The organism is Sphingomonas sp. (genome assembly GCF_031426035.1).
Classification (GTDB): domain Bacteria; phylum Pseudomonadota; class Alphaproteobacteria; order Sphingomonadales; family Sphingomonadaceae; genus Sphingomicrobium.
Genome location: NZ_JANPKO010000081.1, coordinates 1 through 7,703 on the forward strand (window position 1 = coordinate 1; position 7,703 = coordinate 7,703).

Here is a 7,703-nt window from a genome sequence, read left to right on the forward strand (position 1 = left end):
AAACCGGGGCTCTTGGTAGTTCGGTCGCAGCCAACGTATTTGTCCTTGCGCCTCTTCGGCAGCGCGCGCGTGATTGAGGGCTACGAGTCGTGCGACGATCTCGGATGGACTGAGCGATCTCCCCGCCCATTCTTCGCCCCAATCGCGCCGCGAGCGTCGAGCGATCGAAACGAACCCTTCGGGACGGCGCCTTCAAACTCATAGTCGCCCAGCTTACCCTGTTCGGATTGGCCCGGACGCTTTTCACCCAAAAGGTCGCAAAGGTCGAAAATGAATGGCGCAAAATTGGACCGCTCCGATCCGCCCGGCTTGCCCCACCATTCCTCGATAAATTCGTCGACCGTCACGCGCACCCCGCATTCCCGAGCGCGCGAAGCTTAGACGGCGCGGTTGCCGCTAGTCGAGGGTCTAGGATCCGCCCTTGCGCCGTTCGTCCGGCTCTTCCGCGACGCCCTTGAACTTCTCGCCGTCTTCCTTGACGTCCATGAATTCACCATCGCTATCGCTGTCATGGTCGCGGTTGCGCTTCACGTGATCGCCGGTCTTCGGATTTTCGACCTGCGTGCGCTCGTCGACCGCGCCGTCGCGATGCCCTTCGCCCGTATTCTTCGCCATTGCGGAGGCCTCCTTCGCCCTCATCAAAAAAGACGCGCAGGTCGAACATTTGTTCCCTGTTAGTTCTGCCTCAATCGCAGGCTTATCCACCGTTTTGGCGAAGCCGGCCTTGTGGTGGCTGAAGCCACGACTCATACTCTCACCCGCAACGAACTCGGCCTGATGCCGGCGAATTGGGGCCTGCAATGACTGACGAACCCGATCTCTTTGGACCATCACAGCTCGGCCTGGGGCTGGAAGATACGCGCCCCGACCCGACCAAGGTCGATCCCGAAGAAGTCCGCGCCGAACTGCTGGCATTGCTCGCGCTCGCCCGGTCGGCGCGCGACGAGGCGCCGTGGGACCGCCGCACCCATCGCTACCACCAGGTCGTCTTTCCGCAGATGGCCAATTGGCTGCCCGACGACGAGGCCGAGCAGCTGCGGTTCGAGTTCGCCCGCGAGCTCGAGCGTATCGAAGCCCTCCTCGCCGCTTAGCACCGCATCTCAAACAACGCATTGTGAAGCGCGGATTCACTCCGCGCTGGAGCAATTCCGTCTCGCCTCGACGAAAGTACCACTTTCGCCGAAACCCCTAGTAGCCCATCAGCGCCAGCACCTCGCGCCGGCTGCGCTCGTCGCTGCGGAAGATCCCCATCATGCGGCTGGTGGTCATCATCACTCCGGGCGTGCCGACCCCGCGCGCGGTCATGCACGCGTGGCTCGCCTCGATCACCACCGCGACGCCCTTGGGCTGGAGGTGCTCCCAGATGCAGTCGGCGACTTGCGCGGTCAATCGTTCCTGCACTTGCAGGCGCCGCGCGAAGGCGTGGAGGACGCGCGCTAACTTGCTGATTCCAACCACTTTATTGCCCGGCAGATAGGCGATCGCGGCCTTCCCGATGATCGGCGCCAGATGATGTTCGCAGTGGCTTTGGAACGGAATGTCCTTGAGCAGCACGATTTCGTCGTACCCGCCCACCTCGTCGAATGTCCGTGCCAAATGCGCCACGGGGTCATCGGCATAGCCGCGGGCGTATTCGCGCCACGCCCGCGCCACCCGCCGCGGAGTGTCGAGCAGGCCCTCGCGATCGGGATCGTCGCCGGCCCAGCGGATCAGCGTGCGCACCGCCTCGGCAACCTCGGCCGGCACCGCCACCGCGGGCTCGGGGGCAACCAGGTCGCCGTCTTCGGGGGTGCCGCTCATCGCTCCAGCTCCGCTGCTATGTCGGCCGCGACCGCCGCCGCCTGGCCCCTGATATCGGGGACCGCGACGATTTCCCAATAGCGTCCTTTGGTCAGGGGACCCACTGCGCGCACCATCTGACCGGCGCGATTGCGATCGTCGATGGCGAGGCCCATGCCATGCACGTCGGGGGTGACCAGGCCGGCGTCGAGCAGCCCGCGCAGGAGGGGATCGCGGGTGCGTTCGATGGCGCCGAGCGGGCCGGTGCAATTGAACGCGTAAGCTATTGATTCGTAAACTGATTGTGCCGGGCGACCGCGGCGGCGGATGGCGACTTCGAGGCAGCCGTCGCCGCTGCGCACGTCGCCGATCCGCCCGGCGACGATTTCCAGCCGCCCCGCCGCGACCAGCTCGCGCAGCATCGCGGACACCTCGGGCGCGATGCGGTGGCGGTGGACATCCCACCACGGCCGCGCGTGGCGCAGGAAGCGGCGCTGCTGCGCCTCGTCGAGCGCCTGCCACAGAGCGGCGCTGTAGGGACGCAGGCCATCGACCGCGGCGCGCCACCCAACCTCACCCGCCCGCCGCCGCAACCAGCGCCACAGCGCGACCAGGTCGCCGTGCGGCACCTCCTCGGCAGCCACCGGCGCCGGCGAAAATTCGGCGTGCCCGCGCGGGATCAGTCCGCGCCGCGACACCGCGACGATGCGGCCCTGATGCCCGGCGGCAGCGAGAGACAGCACGGTGTCGACCATGGTCAGGCCGGTGCCGATCACCAGCGCATCGCCGCCGTCCGCCGCCAGCGCGGCCACCGCCGCCTTGGCCTCCGACCCCCACGGATTGCCGATGAAGCGCGGCCCCGCCGCTTCGAACCCGCGCATCGGCTCGGGCGGCTGGTTGCCGTTGGCCAGCGCCAGCACATTTGCCGCGAGCGTGCGGCCATCGTCGAGCGTGACAACCCACCCGCCGTCGCCGCGATCTGCCGCGACCGCGCTGCTCTCGATCACATCGACGTGGCCACTCGCCACCGCGCCGTCGAGAATGCCACGCAAATAACGCCCGAACAGCCGCCGCTCAGCGAACCCGCGCGCGTCGCCCCCCTCGGCCACGAAATAGTCCGCAAAATCCCCCGGTGCGTCGGGCCACGCACTCATCCCCTCCGCGCGCACGTTGAGCAGGTGCGCCGGCTCCGCGGTCGAATAGGCAGTGCCGAGCCCGGCGCGGCCGCTGCCGTCGATCAGCATGGAGCCAATCCCGCGGCGGGCGAGTTGCGCGGCCAGCATGGTCCCCGAAAAGCCGCCGCCAATGATCGCGACCGGCGCCCGCCGGTCAGATTTCATAGTCGGGCCACTGGTCGGGATCGTGCGACCCGGCGCGGCGGTGGACCATCTGCTGGTGCAACCGATCGACCGTCCGCCCGGCGGTCTGGGTGAACCAGCCCGGCACGATCGCGTGCACGACGCACGCGGTCCCCGCCGCGATCAGCTGGCCGCCGATGCGCAGCGCCCCGACGCCATGGCCGAGCCAGCTCATACCGAGCGATTGCGGGTGCTCGCGGAACATCCGCGCCACTAGACCGCCGCGCGCCTGTTCCCCGTCCAGCTTGTGCCCTACCCCAGCCATCGCCCTGCCCTTCATTGTGGTGGCCCCGGAGGGACTCGAACCCCCGACCTGCGGTTTAGGAAACCGTTGCTCTATCCTGCTGAGCTACGGAGCCGATCCGCGAGCGTGGATAAGGGCCGCCGCCGTCATTATCAATTCGCCAGGCGGGCTTGCGGGTCACCGCCGCGCCACCGCGGGGATTGGGCGGCGGTGGGCGAGCGCCGGAACCCGCGCGCGCACCTCGTCGATCCGCGCGAGGTCGATCTCGGCGAACTCGACCCCGGACGCCTCCCCCGCGTCGAGCAGTACCTCGCCCCACGGGTCGATCACCAGCGAGTGGCCGTAGGTGTGGCGCCCGTCGTCATGGCTGCCGTGCTGGGCAGCGGCGACGACGAACAGGCCGGCCTCGATCGCGCGCGCCCGCAACAGCACTTCCCAATGCGCTTTCCCGGTCGGCACCGTGAACGCGGCCGGGACCGCAATCACCTGCGCCCCGGCCTCCGCCAGCGCCGCGAACAGCGCCGGGAAGCGCAAATCGTAGCAGATCGTAAGGCCGAGCGCGCCGACCGGCGTCCCCTCGACCACCACCGCTCCGGCCCCCGCGCTATAGACCGAGGATTCGCGCCAGCTCTCGCCGCTCGGCAGATCGACATCGAACAAATGGATCTTGTCGTAGGTCGCGCGGATCTCGCCAGCCGCATCGATCACGAACCCGCGGTTGGCGACCTTGCCGCCCTCGCCGCGCACCGCGAGCGAGCCGATGTGCAGCCACAGTCCATGAACCTTCGCCGCCGCGCGGCACGCGGCGAGCGCCTGATCCTCCTCCGGCGGCTGGATGCTCGCCGCCGCGCGCTTGGCATCACGGTCGAGCAGCCCCGACATTTCGGGCGTGAACAGCATTGCCGCCCCGCCCGCCGCCGCCTCGTCGATCGCCGCCACCAGCGCGGCGGCATTGGCCGCCGGGTCGATCCCGGTGCGCGATTGGAACAAGGCGATCCGCGCCATGCTCACGCCGCGGCGAGCAGGTCGTCGAGCTTGCCGCTGTCCTCGAGCCGCATCAAATCGTCGCACCCGCCGACATGGCGCTGGCCGATGAACACCTGCGGCACGGTCGAGCGGCCACCCGCGCGCTCGATCATCTCGGCGCGATCGGGCCCACCGAAATCGATCACCCGCAGCTTATACTCGACGCCCTTGCGGTCGAGCAGCTGCCGCGCCCGGATGCAGTAGGGACAGGTGGTCTTCACGAAAATCTCAACCTTGGACACGCGGCCTCCTTCAGCTCGACAGATGCGCCGGCCGCACCACCCGCGCCCAGCTGACAAGGTCGACCCTTGCCGCGCCGGCCCGCCTGAGGGCGCGCGCGCAGGCGTTGGCGGTGCTGCCGGTGGTCAGCACGTCATCGACTAGAACGACGGTGCGCCCGCGAAGCTCCGCCGCGCCGGCCGCCTGGAACGCGCCGGCCACCGCGCGCCGCCGCTGGAGGCGGTTCATCCCCTTGAGCGGGGGGGTGCGCTTGATCCGCTTGAGCAGGCCGGTTTCAGTCGGGATCGCGACGCGCTTCGACAGCTCGCGAGCGAGGATTGCCGCCTGGTTGAACCCGCGTTGCCACAGCCGCTGCCGGTGCAATGGCACGGGGACGAGCACGGCATCGGGCGGCAGCGCATCGAGCAACGGCGCCATGTAGCGCGCCATGGTTTTGGCGAGCGCGACCTTGCGGCCGTATTTGAGCTTGATCACGAGCCGCCGCGACAGCTCGTCATAGGCGACCAGGGCGCGGGCGCGGGCGATCCGCGGCGGCCGCGCCAGGCACACCGCGCAGGTCTGGAAATCAGTGCCTTCGAGCGGCATGCCGCAGCTGGCGCACCCGCCGGGCCCAAGGAAATCGAGCTGGGTCCAGCACTCGGAACAGAAACTGTGGATGGCATCGACGATGGTGCCGCAGCCGGGGCAGCGCGGCGGCAGCGCGAAATCGAGCGCCCACGCCCACAGTGCTGCAAATGGCGACCGCCCGGCCATGACGGCTTGTCGCGCACCCGGCCGCGTCGCACAAGCGCAGCGATGGCGGCCCCGCTGTTCGATCCTGTGTTGCGCGCCATGCGCCGCGACCGCGCCGCGCGGGCGGGCGTGGAATTGTTCGTCCTCGAGCGCGCCTTCGCCGACATTTGCGACCGCCTGGCGCCAATCCGCCGCCGCTTCCGCTCGGCGCTGCTGATCGGCTGCCCCGACCCGGCCTGGCCGGCGCGGCTGAAGGAGCTGGCCGATCATGTCGATGTGCTGGACCCCGGCCCTGCCTTCGCGCGCGCCGCGGGGGGCGAGTTGGCGGACGAGGAGCAATTGGCGCTCACGCCGGGAGCCTACGACCTGTGCGTCACCGTCGGCTGCCTCGACACCGTCAACGATTTGCCGGCTGCCCTGCTGCGGCTCGCCCTCGGCCTCGGAGCGGACAGCCTGTTGATCGGCGCCATGGCCGGCGGTGACACGCTGCCGCGGCTGCGCGCGGCGATGCGCGCCGCCGATGCGGTGACCGGCGCAGCAGCGCCCCACGTCCACCCGCGAATCGAGCCCGGCGCATTGGCCGGGCTGTTGTCGGCGGCGGGGTTCGCGATGCCGGTGGTCGACGTCGACCGCATCCCGGTGTCGTACCGCTCGCTCGACGCGCTGGTTGCCGACCTCAGGCGCATGGCGGCGACCAATCTGCTCGCGGCAAGGCCAAGAAATCCGCTGTCCCGCCCGGCACTTGCCGCGGCGCGCAAGGAATTTGCCGCCGATCAGCCCGAGCGGTTCGAGCTGCTCCATTTCGCCGCCTGGACGCCACCGGCCGCGGGACATGGCTGAAGCCGCGTTAACCGAACGCTCGGAATGTCTCGTTAACCCAAGGCTGCTATTTGCTCCACTGTGGACGTGGACCAGAGGAGGGTGGCGTGAGCGCTATCCGGACAATGTTGCGCAGGCTCTTTCGCGATAGCAAGGGAGCCACTGCGATCGAATATGGGCTAATCGCCTCGCTCATCATCATTGGCATGATGGGCGGGCTCAAAGCCCTTGGCGGCGGTGCCGGCGGAATGTGGACCAAGGTCAATTCCGAGGTGCAGAACAGCTAGTTCGCCGCGCGCGGGGTTGCCGATCAGCGTCTACGCCGCGTGAGGGGGCGGACGTCAGCCCCGCCGCGCGCCATACACCACCAGCTTGACCTTCTGGCCCGGCACCAGCCGGGCGTTCGGCGCGAGCCCGTTCAATGAGGCGAAGCGCTCGACCTGGAAATCGCGGTAGGCCATGCGCCCGGCGAGCGACTGCACGCTGTCGCCCGGCCGCACCGTCACCACGTCGATCACCTTGGGGCGGATCGCCGCCGCCTCGTTGGGGGTGATCCGGCGCAGCGAGTTGATCATCGGCTCGAGCGGGCCGAAGCCGTAGCCGCCGCGGGTCAGCGTGACGAAGTGGTAGACCGTGTCGCGGTCCCATTGATAGGCCATCACCCCGACATCGACCGTGCCCGACGAGGTGTTGGCGCGGGCGATGGTGTAGGCGGCGTCGAGGCCGTTGATGCGGGTCCGCTGCGGCGGCGACATCGCCAATTGCTGGCGCCCGCCGGTCAGCTCGCGAAGCACCGCCAGCATGTAATTCTCGAGGCTGCCGCTGTAGCGGCCGCCGCTGAACTGGGCCTGCCCGGACGAGCCCTTGATCGACACCGCGCTGGTGCTGTTCTGCATCAGGAAGCCCTGCGGCACGGCGAATTGGATGCGCAGGTCGGGGTGGGTGAAATAGCGCCCCTCGATGACGCCCTGGGCGGGGTCGTCGTCGACGTAGACGCCCTCGAGCTGGGCGAGGAACTGGTCGCGGTTGCGGGTGCCGGTGCCGAGGCGGCCGGTGGCGCGGGCCTCGGCGAGCGCCTTTTGCGAGCGGTTTTCGCTCAGCGGGTGGGTGCTCGCCCATTCCGGCAGCTGGCGGCTGTCGCGGCCCTGCAGCCGCGCCTCGAGCGCCGACGAGCGGCCGAGCGCGGCGAGGATTCCGGGGCCGCCGGCGGGGTCGTAGCCGGCCGCGATCAAATAGCGCAGCCCGAGCGTGTCGGCCTGATATTCCTGGTCGCGCGAGAAGCCCAAGGTGGCCATCTGCGCCGCCTGCTGCGCGCCGCGCGAAATCAGATTGCCGAACGCGTTGTTGCCGAGCACGCCGCCGAGCACCGCGCCGAGCACGCCCAAAATGCTGTTGCGGGTGGTGGTCGACTGGCGCGCCTGGGCGTGGTTGGCGGCGATATGGCCGACCTCATGGCCGAGCGCGAAGGCGAGCTCGGCCTCATTGTCCATCAGCGCCATCAGCTG

The 7,703-nt window shown here is 69.2% G+C and carries 12 protein-coding genes and 1 tRNA gene; 3 read left to right on the top strand and 10 right to left on the bottom strand.

Annotation, left to right across the window (positions count from 1 at the left end; genetic code table 11):
- Positions 1-80: 80 nt before the first annotated feature.
- The gene (locus RMP08_RS05240) at positions 81-347 is read right to left on the bottom strand and encodes a hypothetical protein (protein ID WP_310467943.1); all 267 of its coding nucleotides are present in this window, start codon (positions 345-347) and stop codon (positions 81-83) included.
- A gap of 61 nt (positions 348-408) precedes the next feature.
- Positions 409-801 carry a hypothetical protein gene (locus RMP08_RS05245; RefSeq protein ID WP_310467944.1) on the bottom strand — a complete coding sequence of 131 codons (393 nt, stop codon included), beginning with the start codon at positions 799-801 and terminating at the stop codon, positions 409-411.
- On the opposite strand from RMP08_RS05245, the gene RMP08_RS05250 reads away from it, so the two are divergent.
- On the top strand, positions 801-1,091 hold the full coding sequence (locus RMP08_RS05250; RefSeq protein WP_310467945.1) for a hypothetical protein: 291 nt from the start codon (positions 801-803) through the stop codon (positions 1,089-1,091). The two genes, RMP08_RS05245 and RMP08_RS05250, sit on opposite strands and share 1 nt — an antisense overlap.
- 97 nt (positions 1,092-1,188) lie before the next feature.
- Here the strand turns inward: RMP08_RS05250 and folE are convergent, their stop codons facing one another.
- The 7 genes from folE to RMP08_RS05285 form a co-directional block, all read right to left on the bottom strand.
- The gene (gene folE, locus RMP08_RS05255; RefSeq protein WP_310467946.1) at positions 1,189-1,800 is read right to left on the bottom strand and encodes a GTP cyclohydrolase I FolE; all 612 of its coding nucleotides are present in this window, start codon (positions 1,798-1,800) and stop codon (positions 1,189-1,191) included.
- On the bottom strand, positions 1,797-3,119 hold the full coding sequence (locus RMP08_RS05260) for an FAD/NAD(P)-binding protein (RefSeq protein ID WP_310467947.1): 1,323 nt from the start codon (positions 3,117-3,119) through the stop codon (positions 1,797-1,799). Before RMP08_RS05260 ends, folE begins: the two co-directional genes overlap by 4 nt.
- Positions 3,109-3,402, bottom strand: coding sequence for a DUF6356 family protein (locus RMP08_RS05265; RefSeq protein WP_310467948.1), 294 nt, complete (start codon positions 3,400-3,402; stop codon positions 3,109-3,111). The genes RMP08_RS05260 and RMP08_RS05265 overlap by 11 nt, the downstream gene beginning before the upstream one ends.
- Positions 3,403-3,419: 17 nt before the next feature.
- Positions 3,420-3,496: transfer RNA gene (locus RMP08_RS05270), tRNA-Arg, on the bottom strand.
- Between the two features lie 62 nt (positions 3,497-3,558).
- Positions 3,559-4,386: a carbon-nitrogen hydrolase family protein gene (locus RMP08_RS05275; protein ID WP_310467949.1), complete on the bottom strand. Its 828-nt coding sequence runs from the start codon at positions 4,384-4,386 to the stop codon at positions 3,559-3,561.
- Positions 4,387-4,388: 2 nt separating this feature from the next.
- Positions 4,389-4,649 (bottom strand): glutaredoxin 3, encoded by a 261-nt coding sequence (grxC, locus tag RMP08_RS05280; protein WP_310467950.1) that lies wholly within the window; start codon positions 4,647-4,649, stop codon positions 4,389-4,391.
- A gap of 10 nt (positions 4,650-4,659) precedes the next feature.
- A complete protein-coding gene (locus RMP08_RS05285; RefSeq protein WP_310467951.1) occupies positions 4,660-5,400 on the bottom strand; it encodes a ComF family protein in 741 nt (246 codons plus the stop codon).
- 42 nt (positions 5,401-5,442) lie between these two features.
- On the opposite strand from RMP08_RS05285, the gene RMP08_RS05290 reads away from it, so the two are divergent.
- Both RMP08_RS05290 and RMP08_RS05295 read left to right on the top strand, forming a co-directional pair.
- A complete protein-coding gene (locus RMP08_RS05290; RefSeq protein ID WP_310467952.1) occupies positions 5,443-6,219 on the top strand; it encodes an SAM-dependent methyltransferase in 777 nt (258 codons plus the stop codon).
- An 86-nt stretch (positions 6,220-6,305) separates the two neighbouring features.
- On the top strand, positions 6,306-6,485 hold the full coding sequence (locus RMP08_RS05295; RefSeq protein WP_310467953.1) for a Flp family type IVb pilin: 180 nt from the start codon (positions 6,306-6,308) through the stop codon (positions 6,483-6,485).
- Positions 6,486-6,539: 54 nt separating this feature from the next.
- Here the strand turns inward: RMP08_RS05295 and RMP08_RS05300 are convergent.
- On the bottom strand, positions 6,540-7,703 hold a 1,164-nt coding region (locus RMP08_RS05300; RefSeq protein ID WP_310467954.1), incomplete at its 5' end, for a M48 family metalloprotease.

What these genes read in the sequence shown, in the direction of transcription:
- RMP08_RS05275 (WP_310467949.1), bottom strand. Translation starts at nt 4,386, where the DNA reads ATGGCGCGGATCGCCTTGTTCCAATCGCGCACCGGGATCGACCCGGCG.
- RMP08_RS05285 (WP_310467951.1), bottom strand. Translation starts at nt 5,400, where the DNA reads ATGGCCGGGCGGTCGCCATTTGCAGCACTGTGGGCGTGGGCGCTCGAT.
- RMP08_RS05250 (WP_310467945.1), top strand. Translation starts at nt 801, where the DNA reads ATGACTGACGAACCCGATCTCTTTGGACCATCACAGCTCGGCCTGGGG.
- RMP08_RS05290 (WP_310467952.1), top strand. Translation starts at nt 5,443, where the DNA reads ATGGCGGCCCCGCTGTTCGATCCTGTGTTGCGCGCCATGCGCCGCGAC.
- RMP08_RS05265 (WP_310467948.1), bottom strand. Translation starts at nt 3,402, where the DNA reads ATGGCTGGGGTAGGGCACAAGCTGGACGGGGAACAGGCGCGCGGCGGT.
- RMP08_RS05260 (WP_310467947.1), bottom strand. Translation starts at nt 3,119, where the DNA reads ATGAAATCTGACCGGCGGGCGCCGGTCGCGATCATTGGCGGCGGCTTT.
- folE (WP_310467946.1), bottom strand. Translation starts at nt 1,800, where the DNA reads ATGAGCGGCACCCCCGAAGACGGCGACCTGGTTGCCCCCGAGCCCGCG.